Origin of the sequence: Solidesulfovibrio carbinolicus, assembly GCF_004135975.1 — a bacterium.
Lineage (GTDB): Bacteria > Desulfobacterota > Desulfovibrionia > Desulfovibrionales > Desulfovibrionaceae > Solidesulfovibrio > Solidesulfovibrio carbinolicus.
Genome location: NZ_CP026538.1, coordinates 1 through 20,973, shown reverse-complemented (window position 1 = coordinate 20,973; position 20,973 = coordinate 1). Strand labels below are relative to the sequence as shown.

Sequence of the window (20,973 nt, the reverse complement as noted above, 5' to 3'; positions counted from 1 at the left end):
TCAGCCCCTCCCCACGGCGCATTGACGCCGGCTATCGACCATGGCGCTCCAGCTGCCGCCAAGGATGCGGCTTTCCCGGCTGGGCTGGCGGGCCAGAAACTGGTGGATGAACGGATCGTCGCTGGCGGCCAGACGGTCCAGCGGCCCCTCGAACAGCATCCGGCCGGCGCTTAAGACCACCACGTGGTCGGCGATGGCGTAGAGGCTTTCCAGATCGTGGGTGACCACCACGATAGTCATGTCGAAGGTGGCCCGTAGTTCCAGGATCAGCTGGTCCATGTCGGCGGCGGTGATGGGGTCCAGGCCCGAGGTCGGCTCGTCGCACAAGAGCACGGCCGGATCCAGGGCCATGGCCCGGGCCAGACCGGCCCGTTTGCGCATGCCGCCCGAGAGTTCGCTGGGGAAATAGTCCATGAAGTCGGCCAGCCCCACGAGCTTGAGCTTTAAACGCACAATCTCCTCGATGAGCGAATCCGTCAGTTCCGTGTGCTCTCGCAGGGGCAGGGCGATGTTTTCGCCCAGGCGCAGGGACCCCAGCAGCGCCCCGTCCTGAAAGAGCACGCCCATGCGGCGGCGGACGTTAAGCCGCTCGGCCTCGGCGATTTCGGCCATGTCGTGGCCGCCAAGGACGATGCGGCCCCTTTGGATGGGGACAAGGCCGATGATGTTGCGCAGCAGCGTCGATTTGCCGCAGCCCGACCCGCCCAGGATGACGCTCACCTTGCCCCCGGGCAGCACGGTGGTGACGCCGGCAAGCACGGTGCGTTCGCCGTAGCCGACGCTGACGTCGGACAGGGCGATGTCGGGAGATTCCAGGCGGCCGGACACGAGCGACTCCTTAGGGTTTAGCGGAAGATATAATTGAGGGCGGTAAAAAACAAATCCAAAAGGATCATGACGAAAATCGACTGGACCACGGCGGCGGTGGTGCGCCGGCCCACGTCGGCCGCGCCCTCCCGGGCCAGAAACCCTTGCCAGCAGGAGATGACCGTAATGGCCACGCCAAAGCCGGCGCTCTTGACCAAGCCCGACAGCAAGTCCTTAAAGCCCAGAAAATAGGCGATCTGGTTGAAATAGACCTTGCCGGACAGGCCCAGAGCCAGGGAGGAGAAAATGCCGCCGGCGGTGATGCCCACGGCGTCGGCCCAAAGCGTGAGCAGGGGAGCCATGACGGCCATGGCCACGAATTTCGGCCAGACCAGAAAGCGCACCGGGTCGATGCCCATGACGGCCAGGGCGTCGATTTCTTCGCTGATGCGCATGGTGGCGATTTCAGCCGTAAAGGCCGCGCCGGCCCGGCCCGAAAGGATGAGGCAGGTGAGTAGCGGCCCAAGCTCGGTGACCAGGGAAAAGCCCACCAGATTGGCCACATAGCTCATAGCCCCGACCTTTTCGAGCTGGATGGCGGCTTGCAAGGACAGGATAATGCCGACGCAGGCGGCAATGACGCTGACGATAGCCAGGGAATCGGCCCCGACCCAGGCCAAGTGGCTGATGGTGCGGGCACGCAGGTAGGGCTTTTCCGGCCGCCAAGGGCGAAGCGCCCGGCCGGCGCAGCGCATGAGGTCGGCGGCCAAGCCGACCAGCACGCCCAGATCGTCCTGTTTCCTGGCCATGTCGCCTGCCGCCTGGCTATTCGGGCAGCCCGAACAGCTCGCCGAGTTGGGTGAGGTGGAAAATCTTGGCCACCTGGGGCGAAATGTCGGCAATGCGGATGGTGCGCCCGGCCTCGGCCAGGCGTTTTTTAGCCTCGATAAAAAGGGCCAGGCCGGAGCTGTCGACATAGTCCAGGCCGGCCAGATGCAACACGATCTCGGGCGCGCCGCCGTCCATGGCGGCCAACAACTGCTGCCGCACGGCCGGGGTGGCGGTGAAATCGATCTCACCGGTCAGCACGATGTCGGCAGGCGTGTCGCCTTTTGCCAGCGTCCAGGCAGGCTTGGCGGAAGAAGCGGTAGGCATGGGCAACGGCTCCGGCCGAGGGTTGCGGCGGGGCGGGCGCGGTTTACAACCAGCGCTCGACCTCCGGGACGGCCGCCTCGGCCAGGGCGGCGGCCAGTTCGTCGCGGGAAACGGCGGCCGCGCCCACCTGGGACACGGCGATGCCGGCGCAATAATTGGAGAGCATGCAAGCGTCCAAAAGGTCAAGCCCGGCGGCCAGGCCGCAGGCCAGAGCGGCCATGACCGAATCGCCCGCGCCGGTGACGTCGTAGACGCGCCGGGCAGCGGTGGGAATGTGGGCCACATCCGAAGGTGTGCGGAAAAGCGCGATGCCGTCCGGGCCAAGGGTCACACACAGATGGCGGCAGCGCACGGTTTTGAAAAGGGCCAAGCCGGCCCGCAGCACCCGGCGCGGGCCGGTTTCCCGGGACACGGCGGCGGAGCCGGCCATTTCCAGGGTTTCCTTGAGATTGGGCGTGAGCAGATCGACCCCGGCGTAGCAGGCCAGGTTGGCCGGCTTGGGATCGACCAGGATCATGGGCCTGGGGTCACAGGCGGCCACGGCGGCGCGCAGGGCGGCCATGAGGTCCGGGCCGACAACGCCCTTGGCGTAGTCCGAGACGATGACCACGTCGGCCTTGGTCACCAGCGCAGGCAGGGCGGCCATGAGTCCTTGGCGGGCCTTGTCGGCCAGGGGCGCGTCGGATTCGCGGTCCACCCGCACCACCTGCTGGTTCTGGGCGATGATGCGGGTTTTTATCGTGGTCGGCCGGCTGCGGTCGCGCACGAGCAGGCTCTCGACGCCGTCGCGTTCCAGGAGCGTGCCGAGCATCCGGCCGGCGTCGTCGTCGCCCGTGGCCGAGACGAGCAGGGGCTTGGCCCCCAGGGCGGCGATGTTGCGGGCCACGTTGCCGGCCCCGCCGGCCAGATGGCGCTCGCGGCCCACCTTGACCACCGGCACCGGCGCTTCCGGGGAAATGCGGCCCACCTCGCCCATGAGATAGTGGTCGAGCATGGCGTCGCCCAGGACCAGCACGGCCTTGCCGGCCATGGCGTCCAACGCGGCGGACAGCCGGGCCAGATCGGGGAGCAGCCCCGGGTCCGGATTCACGCGTCTTCTCCCAGGGCGGCGGGAGAGAGCGCAAAGCGTTCCAGCAGCCCTTCGAGTTCACGGCGCGAACTGAAATGGAAGGTGAGGCGGCCGTGGTCGGCCGAGCCCGTGGTTTTGACCAGCACCCCGACCCGTTCGGTGAGCACGGCTTCCAGGCCCTTGAGGCGCGCGTCCGGGACCGGCTTGGGGCCGCGTTTGCGCGGGGCGTCGGCCATGGCCCCGGCTTCGGGCAACCGGCCGTGAGTCTTGGTGTAAGCGGCGGCGGCCTCGGCCTCGCGCACGCTGATGCCGCCGTCCACCACCCGCCGCCATAGAGCGTCGCGCAATTCCCCCTCAGGCAGGGACAGCAGCGCCCGGGCATGGCCGGCGGTGAGCTTGCCGGCGGCCAGATCGGCCCGCACGGCTTCGTCCAGGGTGGTCAGACGCAGGCTGTTGGCCACGGCCGATCGGCTCTTGCCGACCTTGGCGGCCACGGCCTCCTGGCTCAGGCCATAGCGGCTGACGAGCAGCTGATAGCCGGCGGCCTCTTCCATGGGATTTAGATCTTCGCGCTGGAGGTTTTCGACCAGGGCCAGGGCAAAGCCGGTCTCGTCGTCCACCTCGCGCACCAGGGCGGGTATTTCGGTCAGTCCGGCCAACCGGGCGGCCCGCCAGCGGCGTTCGCCGGCCACGATCTCGTGGCTGTGGCGGCCATGGCCGGGCAGGGGGCGCACCAGCACGGGCTGGAGCAGACCTTGTTCGCGGATGGACGCGGCCAGCTCAGCCAGGGACTCCTCGCTGAAGGTGCGTCGGGGTTGCTCGGGATTGGCCCGGATGTCGTCCAGGGGGAGCAGACGCACTTCGCTTGGCGAGGCGTCGGCTTCGCCAAACCCGCCGAGCAGGGCTTCGAGTCCGCGTCCCAAACCTTTTTGGGCTTGCGCCATGGGATCGTTCCTTTTAATCGTACTTGCCGGACGCGATCGCGCGTCCGCTTGAGAACCGATTACCGTGTTTTGCTTTTTTTTCAAAGGGCCGGACGCCTGTCCACCCAAACGCCAAGCCAAGGAGCCGGACGTGCCGCGCATTTCGCCCCATTTTCTGGAACTTTTCGATGCCAACGGCGCGCCGCGCGGCGTGCTTGTCAGCGCCGAACTCTGGGAGCGCTGCAAGGACGCGGTGTTGCCGCCGCTGACCAAGGCCCTGTACGTCCTGGACCCGGCCGCTCGGCCGGAGCCCGAGGTACGGCCCGAGCCCCTGCAGGAGTGGGAAACCCTGCTCGCCTACTGGGACTTTACCTATCCGCCGGCCTACGACGTCCACTGCGACTGCTGCGGGGCCAAGACCGAGGACTGGCGGGCGGACGAGCCGCGCAAGTTCCGGCTGCGCAACGCCAATCTTGGCGGGTTGGTAACCTTCCAATGCGCCGGCTGCAAGGCGCTTGTGCTCAAAAAGCATTTCAAGAAGCATCTGACCGTGGAGTGCAAGCCCTACGTGGACAAGGGCTAGGCGAACCTCCCGCGCTTTGGACGCAAAAAAGCCGGCCACCTGGGCCGGCTTTTTTTGTGGGCAATTCCCGATGCCCTAGGCGGCGGTCTGTCGCCGGACGACTTCCTGAGCCAGGCTGATGTAGGCTTCGGCTCCGCGCGACTTGACGTCGTGGGTGAGCGCGGGCTTGCCGTAGCTGGGGGCTTCGGACAAGCGGATATTGCGCGGAATGAGGGTCTGGAAATAGAGCTTGGGGAAACACTTCCAGACCTCGCGCTTGACGTGGCGATTGAGCTTGTTGCGGCCGTCGTACATGGTGAGCACCACGCCGAGCAGGCGCAGGCGCGGATTGAGGCGTTTGCGGACCTGATCGTAGGTGCGCAGCAGCTGGGCTATGCCTTCCAGGGCGTAGTATTCGCACTGCAGCGGCACGAGCATTTCCGTGGCCGCGCACAGGGCGTTGAGCGTCACCAGCCCCAGGGACGGCGGGCAATCCAGCAAGATGTAGTCAAACTCGTCCTGCACGGCTTCGACCAGCCGGCGCATGTAGAATTCGCGGCCAGGCTTGTCCACCAGTTCGATATCGGCGGCCACCAGATCCGGGGCCGAGGGCAACACGGTGAGGAAGGGCAGTTCGGTGCCGACAAAGGCCTTGCGGGCGTTCTCCGGATCGAACAGGACGGAGTAGAGATTTTCGCTGATCTGGTCTTGGTAGATGGACAATCCGCTGCTGGCGTTGGCCTGGGGGTCGCAGTCGATGAGCAGGACTTTTTTTTCCATCACCGCCAGGGAGGCGGCCAGATTGACGGCCGTGGTGGTTTTGCCCACGCCGCCTTTCTGATTGGCGATCACGATGACACGAGCCATGCGGCAGCTCCTTGGGCCTACGCGCCAGGAAGGTTTGAGGCGCGCTTCCCCCACTGTTTCACGTGAAACAGCGGCCGGCGGCTAATCGCGGAAAGTGCGATGGCAAAAGGACTGGGCGTCGTCGAGGGATTCGACGAGCATGACGCAGCCCTCGACATCGCCTTTCTTGACCGCGTTGAGCAACTGCCCGGCGAGGTGGGAAAAATCCTCGGCTTCGTCCATCCAGTCTTCGTCGGCAAGCTGATGCATCTTGCGGGCGAGGCGGGCAAGGCGATTGACCGATTCTTCATCTGGCAGCGTCGCGTCTTCGACCTGGCTCTGTATTTTGGCGAATACAGCTTCGAGATCACGTTTCGTGGTCTTGAATTCCATTACCGCAATCCGTCCTTGAGGCGGGTTTAGGTTGAACAAAAAGGGCGATTAGTAAAAAAAACCTTATCCTGTCAATATCATTGCCCGTAATAGTCACGGTACCAGGCAATGAAATTGGCGATGCCGGTCTTGATGTTGGTGGCCGGCTTGAAGCCCACGTCCTTGATGAGGTCGTCGATGTCGGCGCAAGTGGCCGGCACGTCGCCGGGCTGGAGCGGCAGGAATTCCTTGATCGCTTCCTTGCCCAAGGCCTCTTCAATGGCTTCAATGAACTGCAACAGCGTCACGCTGTTGTTGTTGCCGATGTTGTAGAGCTTGTACGGCGAAACGCTGGAGCTGGGATCGGGCGAAGCCGGATTCCAATCGGGATTGGGTTTGGGAATGTTTTGCGTCACACGCACCACACCTTCGACAATGTCGTCGATGTAGGTGAAGTCGCGTTCCATCTGGCCGTGGTTGAACACCTGGATGGGATTGCCTTCGAGGATGGCCTTGGTAAAAAGGAACAGGGCCATGTCCGGCCGGCCCCAGGGGCCGTAGACCGTGAAAAAGCGCAACCCCGTGCAGGGAAGGCCGAAAAGATAGCTGTAGCTGTGGGCCATGAGCTCGTTGGACTTCTTGGAAGCCGCGTACAGGCTGATGGGATGGTCCACGTTGTCGTGCACGGAAAAGGGCATCTTGGTGTTGAGGCCGTAGACCGAGCTCGACGAGGCAAACACGAAATGGTCGACCTTGTGCTGGCGGCAATTTTCCAAGATGTTAAAATAGCCAATGATATTGGCGTTGATGTAGTCTTCCGGGCATTTCAGGCTGTGGCGCACGCCGGCCTGGGCAGCCAGGTTGACCACGTAATTGAAGCCGCCGGCGTCAAACACGCGGTCCATGGCCGCCCGGTCGGCCATGTCTTCCTTGACGAAATGGAATTCCGCGTCAGCCGAAAGCAGGCCGATGCGTTCTTGTTTCAGGGCAACGGAATAGTACGGATTGAGGTTGTCCAGTCCGGTGACGTGAAAACCCATGGACAAGAAACGGCGACACAGATGGAAGCCGATGAAGCCGGCCGCGCCGGTGACAAGGATATTCATGATTCCTTTGGGTAGCGGTACGTGCAATCCCGAAGGGGAAAGCCCATTCGGGGCGGGACGGCGTCAGGCGTCGTCCCGTTTGGCCTCCAGCGACGCGGGAGAAACCGGGTCGCCCTCGTTTGACTCCCGGGGTCGCGCCGTCAGGTCCGCGGACTGGCCATGGGCGGTTCCTGCGGCGGCGTGGCTCGGACCTTGAAAAAAAGTCCGGATAAAATCAAGTGGAATGGGCAAAATTGTCGAAGCTTGGCTTTCCGCCGCCATCTCCCGGATGGTTTGCAGGTAGCGCAGCTGCATGGCCTCGGGATGCTGGCCGATGATCTGGGCCGCCTCGGCCAGACGCGAAGACGCCTGGAACTCGCCCTCGGCATTGATGATCTTGGCCCGGCGTTCGCGCTCGGCCTCGGCCTGTTTGGCCATGGCCCGCTGCATCTCCTGGGGCAGGTCGATGTATTTGAGCTCCACGTTGGCCACCTTGATGCCCCAAGGGCCGGTGTGGGCGTCGAGGATGGTCTGGACCTGCTCGTTGACCTTGTCGCGGTGGGCCAGGATCTCGTCGAGTTCCACCCCGCCGCAGACGCTGCGCAGGGTAGTCTGGCTGATCTGGGAAGTGGCGTACATGTAGTCCTCGACTTCAAGGATGGCCCGGATGGGATCGGCCACCCGGAAATAAACCACGGCGTTGACCTTGATGCTCACGTTGTCCCGGGTGATGACGTCCTGATGGGGCACGTCCAGGGCAAAGGTGCGCATGGACACCTTGGTCATGCGGTCGATGACCGGAAACAGCAGGATCAGCCCCGGCCCCTTGGGACCGATGACCCGGCCCAGGCGAAAGACCACGCCGCGTTCGTACTCGTTGAGCACCCGAAGCGAAACGATAAGCAGCAAAATAACGATGCCGACCAGGGGAAGAAATCCAATCATGACGTCCTCCGTATAGGGAATCGTCCGCAGGCGAACCTTGCCGGAAAAAACCGGCGGTCTCAGGCATACCAGCATTGCGCGGTCTTGTCTTGACCGTGCGTCAAAAGGGCTTGTGCCTGCCCATCAGGCGTCGGCATTCTCCGGACGCGGCGCGACAAGAAGCACGAAATCCTCGTGCCCGACGACCAGCACCGGTGCGCCCGGGGCAAAATTCAAGGTTGGCGCGTCGTCGGCGAGCCGGGCGTCCCAAATCTCGCCGTGGACGAACACTTTGCCGGCGCGGCCCGACCAGCGGCGCACCAGGGCGGCCTGTCCGTAGAGAGCGGTCAGGCCCAAGCGCGGCTTTTGGCGCTGGGCCTTGGCGAGCAGCCAGACCGCGCCCAGGAGCAGGACGCACACGCCGCCCACGGTGGGCAGGATCAGCGACAACGGCAGCCCGGAATGGCCGTCGAAACGGAACAGCAGCAAGGACCCCAGAAACAGCGCGGCCACGCCGGCCAGGCTGAGCAGGCCAAAACTCGTGATGTGCAGTTCGAGCAGAAACAGCCCGCCGGCGGCCAACAGCAGCAGCAGGCCGGCGGCGTTGGTGGGCAGCACGGACAGGGCGTACAGGGCCAAAATCAGCGCAATGCCGCCGACCACGCCGGGCAGCACCGCCCCAGGGGTGGTCAGCTCGAAAAAGACGCCGGCTACGCCGAGAAGCAGCAGCACGTAGGCGATGGACGGGTCCAGCAGCCAGGACAGCAGCGTGTGCCACAAACCCGGTTCGTAGCTGACGATGGTCGCGGCCGCGCCGTCGAACCGCACCGTGCCGGTGGGCGTGGCAATGCCGCGCTTGCCGATCTGTTCGAGCAGGTCGCGGTTGTTGACGGCCACAAGATCCACCACCCGCTCGGCCACGGCCTCGGGGGCGGTGAGGGTGGCGGCCTCGTCCACGGCCTTTTTGTACCAATTGACGTTGCGGCCGCGCCGGTCGGCCAGGCCGCGCAGAAGGCTCGTCAAATCATTTTTGATCTTGCGGTCCGAGGTCGTGGGCAGATCGTCGCCGCCGATGCCGATGGGCGAGGCCGCGCCAATGGTGGTCTGGGGGGCCATGGCCGCAACCGTGCCGGCAGCCACGAGAAACACCCCGGCCGAAGCGGCCCTGGCCCCGGAAGGGGAGACATAGACGGCCACCGGGATGGGGGCGTTTAAAATGGAGCCGACCATGCGCCGCATGACTTCCACGCTGCCGCCCGGGGTATCCAGGGAAAGCAGCAGCAGGTCGGCCGGTTTGGCCACGGCTGCGGCGATGGCGTCGTCAAGCATGTCGGCCTGGGCCGGGCTGATGGCGCTGTGCAGCCGGGCTTCGAGCACGGTGTAGGCCGGTGACGGCGTCGCGCAAAATACAAGGAAAAGGGCCAATAAAAGGCTTTGCAGTTCAACGGCGGCGTAGCGTGGCGACAACATGCTCCCAGACCTCCGGATCGGGGTTGTAGAGCGCGTGGGGCGGCGGCAGGACGACCACCGCCGAAGTGGCCCGGGCGGCCAGTTCCAGCCGGACCGCATCGGAAATTTCGCCGAAAACGGCGACCAGCTCAGGATTCAATCGGGCCACGCCGCAGGCGAAGTGCAGCGGCATTTCGGCCAGCGCCCCGCCCTGGGGCAGGGCCAGGGGCCAGAAGGCCACCAATCCCTTGCCGGCCAGGCCGGCATCGGCAATAAGCCGCCGCCACAGGTCGCGTCGGCGGGGTTCGGACTGGCCGGCCATGTCCAGGCCCAGTTCGCGGTAGGTGATGACCAGGCAGGGCGTTGGCGGCGTCTTGGCGAAAAAGGTCGGCCAGGGCAGGGGCCAGCGGTCGGGGTTGTCGGGCAGGGCGTCACGGGCGGCGGCTGGCGACCCTTGGGGTTCGTTGGAGGGTACGGGGCGCGTGGGTGGGGTATGCCTCGCGGAAGGGGCTTGGGAAGCCGGAGTAGGCGCAGCAATGGGGTTTGGGCTGGCCTCGGGCGTTTCGGGCGCGGGCGGTATGGCCGGAGCTATGGTATGGCCATCCACGGCAGTTTCAGCCTGTTCCACGGCCAGCTCGGCCTGTCCGACAACGTCCAGAGGCACGGCAAAGCCGGACTCATAGACAGGGCCGGACTCGGGCGCGTGCGTGTCCACGGGCGTTACGACCGCCTCGGGGTCGAGGTAAAAATGACGCACCCCGGCCATCTGCCAGACGCGCAGGCGCTCGGGCACCTCTAGGAGCGAATCGAGAAGTCCCATATCTTCATGGCCATTTCGGTCTTGGGGATGTTGCCCCAGGTTTCCTGGCGGCCGTCGGCGTCCAGGGCCACGGCTTCGTTGGACAGCGCGGCAAAGCCGGCGTCGGATCGGCCGATGGGATTGGCGATGATGGCGTCGCAGCGTTTGCGGGCGAGCTTGCCCCGGGCGTTTTCCACCAGATTGTCGGTCTCGGCGCAAAAGCCGATGAGGCACTGCCCGGGTTTTTTGACGCCGCCCATGGCGGCCAGGATGTCACGGGTGGGGGTGAATTCCAGGGGCGGGCGCTCCCCGGCCGCTTCCTTCTTGAACTTGCCGCCGCCCTCAAAGGGGATGGGCGAAAAGTCGGCCACGGCCGCGGCCATGACGCCGTAATCGCTCGATGGCCAGACGTCCAGGCAGGCCTCGTGCATCTGGGCGGCGCTGGTGACGCCGATCACCCGCACTTCTTCCGGAAACCACCAGGAAACCGGGCCAGAGACCACCGTGACCTCGGCCCCGCGCAGCCAGGCGGCCATGGCCACGCAGGCCCCCATGCGGCCGGTGGAAGGATTGGACCAGAACCGGGCGGCGTCGAAATATTCGCGGGTGGGGCCAAGGCTGACCAGCACGCGCTTGCCGGCCAGATCCTTGGGCGAAAGCGCCCGAAGCAGGGTGCTGAAAATGGCGTTCTCGTCGGCCAGCCTGCCCTGGCCGGATTCGCCGCAGGCCATGGACCCGCAGTCCGGGGCAACGCCGATGACGCCGCGATCCAGCAGCGTCTTCCAGTTGTCCTGGGTGGCGGCGGCAGCCCAGAGCCGGGGATTCATGGCCGGGGCGCACAGGATCGGCCCGTCAAAGGCCAGGGCCTGGCAGGAGAGCAGGTCGTCGGCCAGGCCGTGGGCCAGTTTGGCGAGGGTGTTGGCCGTGGCCGGCACGATGGCCAGCAGATCGGCGGTCTGGGCCGGGGCCAGATGGGCGAAATTGGCCGAAGCGGGGTCAAAAAGGCTCGTGGTGACCGGATCGGCCCCCAGGGCTTCGAAGGACAGCGGGGTGACGAACCTGGCGGCGGCCTCGGTCAGGCTGACGCTCACGGACGTGCCCGTGGCCAGAACCCGTCGCAACAGCGACAAGGCTTTGTAGGCGGCCACGGAACCGGTGACGCCAAGATGGACGCGCCGGCCGCCGTAGCCGGTAAAATCAAGATGGCTCACCTGCATGACAGCCTCCTGGAAAAAGGAAAAAGCAGTTAGCTCAGGCCCCGGTCGCGGTAGAGGGAGACGTGCCAGAGGTAGATGCGCTGGGCCATGTCGTCGATGACATTGTCCTCGATCTTGGACCATTCCACCTTGCCCGATTCCTGGCGCACGCCGTTGGCAACAAATTCCAATCCCAGGGACAGTTCGCCGGACACCGGCTCGGGTTGGATGTTGTTGACCTTGGCCACCAGCCAGTATTCCTCGCGCAGCTTGGGGACTTTCTCGTTGAAGGTAAAAAAGATGATGAACCGGTCGCCCTTTTTGGGGTCAAGCCCCTGCTCCTTGACATGCTGGCGCTTGAGGCGAAACCGCAGGCCGCCGGCGGAGATGTTCTCGATCAGGGCCAGACCGGTTTTGAAATGGCCGTGGGCCACGGTAGGCTTGGCCATGTCGAAGCCGCCCGAGGCTTCGTATTTCCACAGGGCGATGTGGGAAAACTGGTTGAAATCCGGGCGCATCCGCAGACTTTTGCGGCGCTGGGCGCCGTTTAGGGCCGTTGGGAAGGCCAGGGCCGCCTGGGGCGGACGATCCGGAAGCTGGCGGATGCGCAGGATGGGGGCGGTGAAATTGTAAAAAATTTCCCGGTGCCGGTCCTCGCGCTCGACGATGCGGAAAAAGCAGGTGACGCTTTTGCCGATGAAACGGTCCTTGAGGGCGGCCACGCCGCCAAGCTCCAGGATCACGCCGGCCTCGCCCACGGCCATGATCGTGGCCGTGACGCCGGTTAAGCCGCTGTCGGCCTCGTCAAACTGCACATGGACCTTGGAGCGCTGGGCCAGGGCAAGGTCGAGGATGTCGGCGTTTCGCCGACGCGCAGCCTCGTCCTCTTTGGCAGGCTTTTTTTTCCGAAACAGATCCAAGACCATGCGGTGTAGTCCAGAGGTTTTGCCGGCAACGGTATCAGGGCGTCGCCAAGGCCGTCAATTTCCATAACAAATACGCGTTTGGGCCAAAGCCTGGAAGCGACGTCAATTGTCCAGCAACTCCAACCGTTTATCCACGACCAAAGGGTTGGGATGCAAGGGTTTGACCGCTTTGTAGACCTCACGGGCGGCTGCCTTGTCGCCGGACGCTTCCTTGATTTGCCCCAGGGCAAAGCCGGCCTGGGCGCGCAGGGCCGGAGCAAGACTTGCCGTGGCAACGAGCTCCTGCAAAAGCGGTTCCGCGTCGTTGACCCGTTCCAGGCGCAGCAGCAACTCGGCCTGGGCCAGGGCGCAACGGGCGCTGGCGGCCTGGGAGAGATCGGAGCGGCGGCAGGCTTCATAGCGGGCGAAAGCCTGGGCTTCGTTGCGCTGGGCCAATTCCGCCCGGGCCAGGAGCAGGTGGCACTCCAGACGCGCCTCGTCCGGCGCGCCGGCCAGATCGACCACGGCCCGGCAGTCGGCGGCGACTCGCGCGTAGGCCTTGCGGTCAAAACGCAGGCTGGCGGCCGTGGTCAGCAAATCGGCCACGGTTGCCGGATCGCCGGCGAATTCCAGCACGGCGGCTTCCAGAAGCGTGGCGGCCTTGTCCGGGGATTCCCGGAAATCCAGGGCGATGTCGGCCAGCCGTCGCCAGGCCTCCAGCCGGTCCGGGCCGGCGGGATAGGCTTGCAGGTAATGTTCATAGGCCGTCTCGGCCCGCAAATACTGGCTGTCGAGAAAGGCGCGCCGGGCGGTTTCCAAAAGCCGGGCCGGGCCGTCCTCGCGCGGACCGTCGCAGCCGGCCTGGGCCCCAAGGAGCAGGCCCAGGCAGCAGGCCGCGACGAAGGCGGTTATTCGCCGGAAGGCGCGCACCGGTCGAGGTCGCTCGGATCGACCAGGTCAAAGCCCATGACGGTATCGTTTTCGTCCATGCGCACGAGCATGACGCCTTGCGTTGCCCGGCCCACGGACGAGATGCCGGAGACGGACAGGCGGATGATCTTGTTGGCGGAAGTCAGCAGCAGCAGTTCGTCGTCCTCGCCGACCATGACCGCGCCAATGACCTGGCCGGTCTTGGGCGTCACGCGCATGTTGATGACGCCGGAGCCGCCCCTGTTGCGGATGGGATAGTGTTCGATGGAGGTGCGCTTGCCGTAGCCGTTGGCCGAGACGGTGAGCACTTCAGCCCGGCTGGCGTTGGTGATGACCACGCCGGCGGCCACCCGGTCGTTGCCCTTAAGGGCTATGCCCTTGACGCCGGCCGCGCCCCGGCCGGTGGGGCGTACGCCGCTGATGTGGAAGCGGTTGGACAGGCCCTGTTGGGTGGCCAGCAAGACCTCGGTCTCGTCGTCGATCTCCTTGACGGTCAGGAGTTCGTCGTTTTCCTTGAGCCCCACGGCGATGATGCCCGTGGAGCGGCAGTTCTTGTAGAGGTCGGTGCAGGTGCGCTTGACCATGCCCTTGCGGGTCACGAACAGGAAATAGCGCTCCTCGGAGAACTCGCGGATGGACAGGGCCGTGGCCACGAATTCTTCCTTGTCCATGGGGAGCAGGTTGGCGATATGCGCGCCCTTGGCCGTGCGCTGGCCTTCGGGAATCTGGTGCACGGGCAGCATGAACATGCGGCCAAGGTTGGTAAAAAGCAGCAACTGCTGGTGGTTGGTGGTGGCGCAAAACGACTGGACAAAGTCGTCGCCGGCCGTGGACAGGCCGGCAATGCCTTTGCCGCCGCGCTTTTGCTGCTGGTAGTTGTCGATCTTGGTGCGCTTGATGTAGCCCCGGCGCGACAGGGTGATGACCACATCCTCGTCGGGGATGAGATCAAGGATGTTGATGCCTTCAAGATCCTCAAGGATCTCAGTCTTGCGCGGGGTGGCGTAGCGGTCCTGGATTTCCCTTATCTCGTCGCGGATGACGCCGCGCAGCACCTCGTCGTTTTCCAGGATGGAGCGCAGGTATTCGATGAGCTTGATGAGCTCGTTGTACTCGTCGATGAGCTTTTGGCGCTCCAGGTTGGTCAGGCGCTGCAAGCGCATGTCCAGGATGGCCTGGGCCTGGCGTTCGGACAGGCCGAAGCGCTCCATCAGCCGTTCCCGGGCTTCGACGGCGTTTTTGGAGGCCCGGATGATGGCCACCACTTCGTCGATGTTGTCGAGCGCTATGCGCAGGCCTTCGAGGATGTGGGCGCGCTCTTCGGACTTTCGCAGGTCGTACCGGGTGCGGCGCAGGATGACGTCGCGGCGGTGGGTGAGGAAGTGCTCCAGGACCTGCTTGATGTTGAGCAGTGCCGGCCGGTTGTCGGCCACCACCAGCATGTTGATGCCAAAGGAGGTTTCCAGCGGCGTGTACTTGTACAGGGCGTTTATGACGATGTCGGGAATGACGCCCTTTTTGAGATCAAGGACGATGCGGATGCCCTTGCGGTCGGACTCGTCGCGCAGGTCGGAGACGCCTTCGATGCGGCCGTCGTTAATGAGCGCCGCGATCTTTTCGACCAGCGAAGATTTGTTCAGGGCATACGGGATTTCCCGGATGACCACGGAAACATAATCTTTCTTGCGTTCCTCGACCTCGGCCCGGCCCCGGATTTTGATGGTGCCGCGTCCGGTGGTGTAGGCTTCGGTGAGTCCCTTGCCGCCGTAGATGGCCGCGCCGGTGGGGAAGTCCGGCCCCTTGACCAGGCCGATGATGTCGGTGACCGGGCAGGAAGGCGTATCAAGCAGATGCAGCAGACCGTCGCACAGCTCGCCCAGGTTGTGGGGCGGGATGTTGGTGGCCATGCCGACGGCGATGCCCGAGGAGCCGTTTAAAAGCAGGTTGGGGACCTTGGTGGGCAGGACGGCCGGCTCTTCCAGGCTGTTGTCGTAGTTGGGCCGAAAATCGACGGTTTCCTTTTCGATGTCGGCCAAGAACTCGCCGGCCAGGCGGGACATGCGGACTTCGGTGTATCGCATGGCCGCCGCGGCGTCGCCGTCGATGGAGCCGAAGTTGCCCTGGCCATCCACGATGGCGTCGCGCATGGAGAAGTCCTGGGCCATGCGGACCAGGGCGTCGTACACGGATTGGTCGCCGTGGGGATGGTATTTACCGATGACGTCACCGACGACGCGGGCGGATTTCTTGTAGGGCCGGTTGTAGGTGTTGGACAGGTCGTGCATGGCGTAGAGAATGCGCCGATGCACGGGTTTGAGGCCGTCGCGCACGTCGGGGATGGCGCGGCCTATGATGACGCTCAAGGAGTATTCCAGATAGGACTTCTTGAGCTCTTCCTCGATTTGGATCAGATCGCTCACGTTTTGCTCCGATTGTCGGGCTTATGTCGCGTCACGGAAAAAAAGCGTCCGTCATATTGCAGACAACTAAAGCCTTTCGAGGTCATGCCGCTAGATGTCCAGTTCGCGCACGGACAGGGCGTTGCGTTCGATGAAGTTGCGCCTGTTCTCGACCTTCTCGCCCATCAGCTGGGAAAAGATGGAGTCGGCCTCGTCCATGTCCTCGATGCGCACCTGCAGGAAACTGCGCTTTTCCGGGTTCATGGTCGTTTCCCAGAGCTGTTCCGGGTTCATTTCGCCTAAGCCCTTGTAACGCTGGATGTTGATGCCCTTGAGCGCGTCGTCCATGAGCGCCCGGCACAGCTCGAAAAAGCCGCCGACTTCCCGGGTTTCCTCTTTGCGGGTGATGGCAAAGGGCTGGGTCGGGCACAGGGTCGTGAGCTCGGCGTAGGTCTCGTGGGCCCGGCGGTAGATGCGGGAGCTGAAAAACTCCACGGCGATGCGGTGGCGGGCCTGATTGGGCGAAACGAACACGGCGTAGAGCCGGCGTTCCTCGTCAAGCTCTTCCACTTCCGTGTCGACGGTGTAGCCGATGGCGGCCAGATGCTGGGCCAGGCCGTCGGGCAACTCCACCCCGGCAAAGTCCGAGGCGGCCAGGCGGGGGTAGGATAAAAGGCTCACCAGCAGCTCCTCGGGCAGGCCGTAGCTGCCGGCCTCGCGGACCCGGGCTTCCAGGAAGCGGATGCGCTCGATGAGGTTGGTCAGGCTTTCGCCGGAAAAGGTCGTCTCGCCCGAGGCCACGGACACGTCCTCGCCGATGCGGCCCATGAGGAACAGGGACAATTCCTCGTCGTCCTTGATGAAGCGCTCGAAATCGCCCTTGAACACGCGGTACAGCGGCGGCTGGGCGATGTAGACGTAGCCGTTTAAAATAAGCTTTTCGTAGCGCCGGTAGAAAAAGGTCAGAAGCAGGGTGCGGATGTGCGCCCCGTCCACGTCGGCGTCGGTCATGATGACGATCTTGTGGTAACGCAGGCGAGCCAGGTTTTCGGCTTCTTTTTCCTCACTCTCCTCGTCGCCCATGGCCGGGGTGGGGCCGATGGCCGTGATGAGATTGCGGATTTCCTTGTTCCCAAGCATCTTATCCGTGCGGGTTCGCTCGACATTGAGGATCTTGCCGCGCAGCGGCAAAATGGCCTGGAAGCGCGGATCGCGCCCCTGCTTGGCCGAGCCGCCGGCCGAGTCGCCCTCGACGATGAACAGTTCGGATTCCTCGGGCTTTTTCGACTGGCAGTCGGCCAGCTTGCCGGGCAACGAATGGTCGGACAGCGCCCCCTTGCGGCGCACCAGCTCCTTGGCCTTGCGGGCGGCTTCCCGGGCCCGGGCCGCGTCCACGGCCTTTTCGACGATGGACTTGGCGTCCTTGGGGTTTTCCTCAAAATGGACGTTGACCGCCTCGAAGACGATCTTGGCCACCAGCCCCGCCACTTCGGAGTTGCCGAGCTTGGTCTTGGTCTGGCCCTCGAACTGGGGCTGGGGGAGCTTGACGGAAATAACGGCGGTGAGTCCCTCGCGCACGTCGTCGCCGGTAAGCTTCTGCTTGAATTTCTTGGGGATGTCGGCTTTTTCAATATAGGTGTTGATGGCCCGGGTCAGTGCCGTCTTGAATCCCTGGAGGTGGGTGCCGCCTTCGCGGGTGCGGATGTTGTTGGCGAAGGTGAGGACTTCTTCCTTGTAATTGGCGTTATACTGCAGGGCGAAGTCCACCATGATGCCCTCGATCTCGCCCTGGCCCTCGATGATCTCGTGGATAACCTGCTCGCCGGCGTTGAGGTCGGTGACGAAGCGGTTAAGCCCCCCGTCGAAACGGTAGGTCACGCGCTCATTGGTCCGCTCGTCGCGGAAATCCAGCTCCAGCTTGCGGTTGAGGTAGGCCAGTTCCTCGAACCGCTTGGCCAGGGTCTCGTGGTTGAACTGGCTGGTCTCAAAGATCTCCTCGTCGGGCAGAAACCGTATGGTGGTACCGGTATTCTCGGCTTCGCCAATGACGGACAAGGCCGTGACGGGCACGCCGCGCTCGTAGCGCTGGTGGTGCTTCTTGCCGCCCCGGCGCACCGTGACTTCGAGATACTCCGACAAGGCGTTGACCACCGAGACGCCCACGCCGTGCAGGCCGCCGGAGACCTTGTAGGCGTCGTTGTCGAACTTGCCGCCGGCATGGAGCACGGTCATGACGACTTCGACGGCCGGCCGGCCTTCCTTGGGGTGGATGTCCACCGGGATGCCGCGGCCGTTGTCCGAGACGGTGACCGAGTTGTCCAGGTGGATGGTGATGCCGATACGGTCGCAGTAGCCGGCCATGGACTCGTCAATGGAGTTGTCCACAACTTCGTACACGAGATGGTGCAGGCCCCGGATGTCAGTGGAGCCGATATACATGGCCGGGCGCTTGCGCACGGCCGAAAGCCCCTCCAGGACGGTAATGGAACTGGCGTCGTAGGCTTGGGGCGTCTTGTCCTGACTCATGCGATGTCTTCCTCGCTATAATACGTCTCTTCCACAATTTTCATGGGCATGATGATGACCAGGCTGTCGGCGTCGTCCTCGCCCCGGATGCCGCAGGGGCCTTCGGCGCCGGTGAGGGTGAAGCTGACCTTAGCCGACTCGAAATGCCCGAGGATGTCAGTCAGATCCTTGGTCGGGAAGGCCACCTTGTCCAGGTCGCCGGTAAACACGCACTCCAGGGTCTCGGTGGCCTCGCCGGCCTCCTGGCCCTGGCTTTTGAGCGACAGTTCGCCCGGCCCGTCAAACAGGAACGAGGCGCAGCGGTTGTTGTCGGTATTGAAAATGGCCACGCGCTCCAGGGCGTCGATGCACTCCAGCCGGTCGATGGCCAGGGTGGACACGCCGTCGGTGGCCAGCTTGGAGACAAAGGCGTTGTAATCCGGGTACTGGTAGAAGCTCAACGGCAGGCTGAACGTCTCCACGCTGCCTTGGCCCTCGGGCGCGGCCTCATCCCGCTTGGTGGTGCGGAAAAACAGGCGCTTTTGGCCCATGGCCAGCTCCACTTCCTCGGCCGTGAGCCAGCGCTTGAGTTCGGAAACGTACTTTTTCTGAATGAGAATGCCGTCCGGCGGCAGCATGGCGTGGATGTCGTCGTTTAAAAAGCCGACCAGGGAGAACTGGTGGCCGTTTAAGCCGCAGACCTCGATGCGGGCGGAATCGGCAACGGGGCGCAAATACATGCAGGCCATGGCCTCCATGGTGTCCTCGTCCGAGATGCAATAGGCCACCCGCTCGATGATCTCCTGCAGGAAATCCCCGGACCAGGTCACGGCCCCCTCGTTCGGGAAGGCGGCAAAGGGCTGGAACCAGTTGCGGTCGGAAACCGGCAGCTTGTAGCGCCGCGAACCCTGCTTGATGAGCAGATTGCCCGAGGCCTCGTCCAGGGTCAGGCTGATCTCGCCCGGGGGGAGCTTGCGCACCAGCTCGAAAAAGCTCTTGCCCTGGACGCCGCACAGCCCTTCCTTGGCCACCTTGGCGGCGTAATGGCCGGTGAATTCGAGGCTCGAGTCCGTGGACAGGATGGACAGGCTGGAACCGGCCGCCTCAAGCCAGACGGTGCGTAAAAACGCGGCCCCGGTCTTGGCCGGGATGATGCTCGAGGACTTTTGCAGGCCGTCGATGATGTCGTTTCGAAAGACCGTCAGCTGCATGGAGTCTCCTTGGCGCGCTTGGCGCGGCGTGGGAATGTGTCAGGGAAGTCGAGCGGGCGGGAGGCTGGGATGCGGGGAAAAGCCTCCGGCGGCCAAAGGGCTGTCGCCCTTTGGAAACCCGCCCATGGGGAGGCCGGCTGTTTGACGTTCGGGCTTTTGGCAGGGAAGCGGACGGGCGCTTCCAAGGAAACGCGCCTGTGCTGGTTCTTCTTCTCTTGGCTATCTAATAAAAGAGAAGGTTTTAGGTAGCAGTATGAGTAGAGGCTGTCACTTTGTGCGAGAGTAGGGCAAATGGCTGAAATTCCAGTTGAAAAAAAGGATAAACAACCGACCGTCAAGGCGCGGTGGGGAACGGCGAGGGATCGAAGGCTCATGCCTGGCCCCCTTGGCGGCACTTTTTGGACAACTGGCGCAGCAACATTTTCGTTTCTTGATCAACATCCAGGATTTGTTGGAATTTTCGGATGGAATACAGGACCGTGCTGTGGTCCTTGCCGCCAAAGACCTTGCCCAGGGCCGGGTAGGACAGGCCGAGCAGCGACCGGCACAGGGTCATGGCCGCCTGCCGGGCAAAGACCAGTTCCTTTTTGCGCCCGGCCCCCACGATGTCCCGGGCCGGGATGCCGAAATGCTCGGCGCACACGGCAATGACCCGCTCGGGCGACAGTTCCGGGGCCTTCTTGTCCTCGGACAGGCGGATGTGGCGGGAAAATTCGGCGTCGGACAGCTCGCCGCCGGCATGTTGGCGAAAGGCCTCCAGGCGCAGGAGCACGCCTTCCAGGCGGCGAAAGCCCTCGAACCGGCCGGCCAGGGTCAAGACTTGTTCGCGGGACAGCCCCAGCCGCTTGTCCTTGCTCACCTGCTCCACGAACCTGGCCCGAATCGACAGATCCGGGGCCTTCAAATGGACCATCAGCCCCCATTCCAGGCGCGAACGGAAGGTGGGGTCGAGAAAATCGCAGGACGCGGCCCGTTCGCGGCTGGAAAAGACCATCTGGCGGCCGGCGTCGTGGAAGTCGTTGAACATGCCGATGAGTTCGGGCTCCAGATCGGGGGCCCGGGCCACGTCGGTGAGTTCGTCGATAAAAAGCCAGTCATGGCTGGACAGCTCGGCCCGGATCTCGGGCCTGGGCCGGCGCGCGTCGGCGTAGAGCGCCTGGATGTCGGCCACCGAGCCGAAATAGATCCGCGAGGTGGGCTGGCTCTTGGCCACGGCATTGGCCATGGCCCGCAGCAGATGGGTCTTGCCCGCTCCCGACGGGCCGCAGACCAGAAACGGATTGTAGCGCACTTCGCCGCCCCGCGACACTTCCCGGGCCAGGGCCAGGGGAAAGGCGTTTTTTTCGTTGGAAAAAAACGTCTCGAAAGTGAACCGGTGGCCGTAGGGAAAGTCCGTGACCACGGCGGCGTCGGCGGCAAAAGCGGGTGTTGCGGCGCGCATCCCCCGGGTGCGGTAGCGCACGGTATGGCCCGGGCCGAGGTAGGCGGCCAGCTGGCGCTCGAAGAGTTCCTTGACCGACCCGTCGAACCAGGCGGCAAAATAGGCATGGGGAAAAACAACGCAGCACGACGGTTCGCCTTCCCCGGGAATGATTTCCAGGGGATCGAACCAGCGTCGCAGATCCTGCTCCGGGCAGGTGCGCGAAAGATGTTGGCGAAAGTCGTTTTTGAGCACGCCGTCACCGGATGCCGTGGCTGGGGCCTTGGTCATGGGGCCGTCGGAATTGTGTCGATCATACCGTGGTGCGTGGGAATCCGGGGCGTAGCGCCGCAAAAGCCGGATAGCCTTGGTTCTAGACTATTTTTACGACGAAGCCAAGTGGGGGGGTACGGCCG

General features: G+C 64.1%; 19 protein-coding genes. 1 reads left to right on the top strand and 18 read right to left on the bottom strand.

Annotation, left to right across the window (positions count from 1 at the left end):
- From C3Y92_RS00095 to C3Y92_RS00075, 5 genes are read right to left on the bottom strand one after another with little or no spacing between them, the layout of a single operon-like run.
- Positions 1–828 (bottom strand): ABC transporter ATP-binding protein, encoded by an 828-nt coding sequence (locus tag C3Y92_RS00095; protein WP_129348342.1) that lies wholly within the window; start codon positions 826–828, stop codon positions 1–3.
- Positions 829–845: 17 nt separating this feature from the next.
- Positions 846–1,616 carry an ABC transporter permease gene (locus C3Y92_RS00090; protein ID WP_129348340.1) on the bottom strand — a complete coding sequence of 257 codons (771 nt, stop codon included), beginning with the start codon at positions 1,614–1,616 and terminating at the stop codon, positions 846–848.
- A 16-nt stretch (positions 1,617–1,632) separates the two neighbouring features.
- Positions 1,633–1,962, bottom strand: coding sequence for an STAS domain-containing protein (locus tag C3Y92_RS00085; RefSeq protein WP_129348338.1), 330 nt, complete (start codon positions 1,960–1,962; stop codon positions 1,633–1,635).
- A 43-nt stretch (positions 1,963–2,005) separates the two neighbouring features.
- Entirely contained in the window at positions 2,006–3,052 is a 1,047-nt protein-coding gene (locus C3Y92_RS00080) for a bifunctional heptose 7-phosphate kinase/heptose 1-phosphate adenyltransferase (RefSeq protein ID WP_129348336.1), read from the bottom strand.
- Positions 3,049–3,975 carry a ParB/RepB/Spo0J family partition protein gene (locus C3Y92_RS00075; protein ID WP_129348334.1) on the bottom strand — a complete coding sequence of 309 codons (927 nt, stop codon included), beginning with the start codon at positions 3,973–3,975 and terminating at the stop codon, positions 3,049–3,051. Before C3Y92_RS00075 ends, C3Y92_RS00080 begins: the two co-directional genes overlap by 4 nt.
- A 130-nt stretch (positions 3,976–4,105) precedes the next feature.
- On the opposite strand from C3Y92_RS00075, the gene C3Y92_RS00070 reads away from it, so the two are divergent.
- Positions 4,106–4,537 carry a hypothetical protein gene (locus tag C3Y92_RS00070; RefSeq protein ID WP_129348332.1) on the top strand — a complete coding sequence of 144 codons (432 nt, stop codon included), beginning with the start codon at positions 4,106–4,108 and terminating at the stop codon, positions 4,535–4,537.
- 75 nt (positions 4,538–4,612) lie between these two features.
- Here C3Y92_RS00070 and C3Y92_RS00065 read toward each other — a convergent pair whose 3' ends face one another.
- The 13 genes from C3Y92_RS00065 to C3Y92_RS00005 all read right to left on the bottom strand — a co-directional run bounded on the left by C3Y92_RS00065 (position 4,613) and on the right by C3Y92_RS00005 (position 20,848).
- The gene (locus tag C3Y92_RS00065; protein WP_012749597.1) at positions 4,613–5,383 is read right to left on the bottom strand and encodes a ParA family protein; all 771 of its coding nucleotides are present in this window, start codon (positions 5,381–5,383) and stop codon (positions 4,613–4,615) included.
- 81 nt (positions 5,384–5,464) lie between these two features.
- Entirely contained in the window at positions 5,465–5,755 is a 291-nt protein-coding gene (locus C3Y92_RS00060; protein WP_006919851.1) for a GAK system XXXCH domain-containing protein, read from the bottom strand.
- 77 nt (positions 5,756–5,832) lie between these two features.
- Positions 5,833–6,840, bottom strand: a complete 1,008-nt coding sequence (locus tag C3Y92_RS00055; protein WP_129348330.1) for an NAD-dependent epimerase — start codon at positions 6,838–6,840, stop codon at positions 5,833–5,835.
- Positions 6,841–6,903: 63 nt separating this feature from the next.
- The gene (locus C3Y92_RS00050; protein WP_129348328.1) at positions 6,904–7,764 is read right to left on the bottom strand and encodes a slipin family protein; all 861 of its coding nucleotides are present in this window, start codon (positions 7,762–7,764) and stop codon (positions 6,904–6,906) included.
- A 123-nt stretch (positions 7,765–7,887) separates the two neighbouring features.
- On the bottom strand, positions 7,888–9,213 hold the full coding sequence (locus tag C3Y92_RS00045; protein ID WP_129348326.1) for an NfeD family protein: 1,326 nt from the start codon (positions 9,211–9,213) through the stop codon (positions 7,888–7,890).
- A complete protein-coding gene (locus tag C3Y92_RS00040) occupies positions 9,185–10,012 on the bottom strand; it encodes a hypothetical protein (protein ID WP_129348324.1) in 828 nt (275 codons plus the stop codon). The genes C3Y92_RS00045 and C3Y92_RS00040 overlap by 29 nt, the downstream gene beginning before the upstream one ends.
- On the bottom strand, positions 9,988–11,208 hold the full coding sequence (gene coaBC, locus C3Y92_RS00035; protein ID WP_129348322.1) for a bifunctional phosphopantothenoylcysteine decarboxylase/phosphopantothenate--cysteine ligase CoaBC: 1,221 nt from the start codon (positions 11,206–11,208) through the stop codon (positions 9,988–9,990). The genes C3Y92_RS00040 and coaBC overlap by 25 nt, the downstream gene beginning before the upstream one ends.
- A 29-nt stretch (positions 11,209–11,237) precedes the next feature.
- On the bottom strand, positions 11,238–12,113 hold the full coding sequence (locus C3Y92_RS00030; protein ID WP_129348320.1) for a PilZ domain-containing protein: 876 nt from the start codon (positions 12,111–12,113) through the stop codon (positions 11,238–11,240).
- A 102-nt stretch (positions 12,114–12,215) separates the two neighbouring features.
- Complete coding sequence (locus tag C3Y92_RS00025) at positions 12,216–13,022, bottom strand: hypothetical protein (protein WP_129348318.1); 807 nt, start codon at positions 13,020–13,022, stop codon at positions 12,216–12,218.
- Positions 13,001–15,442, bottom strand: a complete 2,442-nt coding sequence (gyrA, locus tag C3Y92_RS00020; RefSeq protein WP_129348316.1) for a DNA gyrase subunit A — start codon at positions 15,440–15,442, stop codon at positions 13,001–13,003. Before gyrA ends, C3Y92_RS00025 begins: the two co-directional genes overlap by 22 nt.
- 90 nt (positions 15,443–15,532) lie before the next feature.
- Positions 15,533–17,947 (bottom strand): DNA topoisomerase (ATP-hydrolyzing) subunit B, encoded by a 2,415-nt coding sequence (gyrB, locus tag C3Y92_RS00015; protein ID WP_129348314.1) that lies wholly within the window; start codon positions 17,945–17,947, stop codon positions 15,533–15,535.
- Positions 17,944–19,137: a DNA polymerase III subunit beta gene (gene dnaN, locus C3Y92_RS00010; protein ID WP_129348312.1), complete on the bottom strand. Its 1,194-nt coding sequence runs from the start codon at positions 19,135–19,137 to the stop codon at positions 17,944–17,946. The genes gyrB and dnaN overlap by 4 nt, the downstream gene beginning before the upstream one ends.
- 370 nt (positions 19,138–19,507) lie before the next feature.
- Complete coding sequence (locus C3Y92_RS00005; protein WP_129348310.1) at positions 19,508–20,848, bottom strand: DnaA/Hda family protein; 1,341 nt, start codon at positions 20,846–20,848, stop codon at positions 19,508–19,510.
- Positions 20,849–20,973 lie beyond the last annotated feature (125 nt).